The organism is Streptomyces sp. NPDC026672, from assembly GCF_040638185.1.
GTDB lineage: Bacteria > Actinomycetota > Actinomycetes > Streptomycetales > Streptomycetaceae > Streptomyces.
On the sequence record NZ_JBEZXS010000106.1, the window covers coordinates 1 to 1,715 of the forward strand.

At 64.0% G+C, this 1,715-nt stretch carries 2 protein-coding genes; both read left to right on the top strand.

Translation table 11 applies throughout. The annotated features are described in order from the left end of the window. Nucleotides 1-106 precede the first annotated feature (106 nt). Complete coding sequence (locus AB0F77_RS42965) at nt 107-622, top strand: hypothetical protein (RefSeq protein WP_361960231.1); 516 nt, start codon at nt 107-109, stop codon at nt 620-622. Next, nucleotides 619-1,715: hypothetical protein (locus AB0F77_RS42970; RefSeq protein WP_361960228.1), on the top strand; the 1,097-nt coding region annotated here is incomplete at its 3' end. The genes AB0F77_RS42965 and AB0F77_RS42970, both read left to right, overlap by 4 nt.

Genomic DNA, 1,715 nt, shown 5'->3' on the forward strand with positions numbered 1-1,715 from the left:
GAGGCCCTGTTCGTATGCGCCCAGCGTCCCACGACCACCCGATCGGGACTCCCGTTCGACGCGCATCCCTCAAGATCGAAAAGACAACAGCTTCTCAGCGGCAGATCTGCCCGATGTGGTGCTGGCTGCCCCCACCGGCGACCGCATGCTTCTGCTCCCCGACTCAAGCATCGACGGGATGGCCGTCTACCGGGACGATGTGGCCGGCTTGATCAAGACGCTGCGGCACCGTGGCGTGAACATCGACTTCGCATACGCGCGAGAAGACCGCCGCTATCTCAGCGAGTACGGGGCCACCGAGGTGGTGGCCACCATTGGGATCGCTGTCGCCACCACGCTCACCACCGATCTGGTCAAGAGCATCGTTCTGACTGCCTGGCAGCGGGCACGCTCCTCACTGGGGCCCAGCTGCCCTGACGATGAGGTCAACGAGGCGCATGTGACGGTCAAGATCGCTGAGATCGTCCGGACCGAGAATGAAACGGCCATCCGGGGTCTGGAGATCACCAGCCGGCTGGCAGACGTCGAGAGGCTCATCCAAGCGGCCGTGTCCGACCCGGCTCGTGCCGAGCTTCCCCCGGCAGACCCGGGCGATGCCGCTCCGGAGGACACGACCGGATGAGATTCGCCGGCCTCGTCATCCGCACCGGGGTACCTCTGCCCCCGGCATCAGGCCCTGTGCGCCTGGCCATGATGCACCAGGACGGCGTGACGGCCCTGCGGGAATCCATGAGCCTGTACGGGCAGTGCTGTCGCAGCATCTCCCTCACCTGGGGCCTGTCCTTGGCCCACCTTCCGTCCTGGACATCCACGACAGAGGAGATCCACCGCCGCGGACTGTGGACGATGAGCGCACAACGGGACTTCCTTATCCGCGTGTGGTCGCAGGTCCGACGCCAACTGCGAGCCAACATCGCAGCACTTACCTCGCCGTCTCCGTGGTCTATCGGTCCACCCACTTCCGACCTGTGGAGCCACCGCCAGTACATGGCGATGGCGCGTTCTCTGCACATACCGCACGACACGCGCCAGCCCGTCGATCCGTGGCGCGATCTGGAAACGGCGGCACGCACCTCTCTGGCCCGTGCCGTTGACGCCTACAACTTCCTCGAAGACAGCGAGCTTTCCGAACTCGCCCACCGACACGCCCACCATGTCGCAGCCCTCGTAGGTGGGCTGTTCGACTGCAACATCGAGTACTCCGACGACACCTACTGGGACGTCTGCCGCCTCACGCTTATGCACAGCAGATGGGGCATGTCTGCCGGCTTCACCGCGACTCGAAACTGCTCTTTGTGCGGGCAGGACATCGATTATTGCCCGCACCTGCTCGATACCCGATACGACGTCACCGTGCGGCATGACGCTGACGGAGCATGCAACGTGTGCGGCTCGCGCAGCTGTTCACACCCCGTTGGTGAGACCGTCTCCGCCTTTCCGCGATCCGTCATGTCCGAGCTGCAGCTCCACGAGGTGAGTTGGGTGTCTCGGCCCAGAGACCCCTTGGCCCGCTTCACCAAGATTGAGTTGAGCCGGGAGGTACTCAGGCTCGGCTTGGGAGAAGACCCGACAGGGAGAGACATCTGTTGCTACCGGTGCCTTCATCCCTGCAGCGGATTTAGAAGCTGTTGTCTTTTCGATCTTGAGGGATGCGCGTCGAACGGGAGTCCCGATCGGGTGGTCGTGGGACGCTGGGCGCATACGAACAGGGCCTC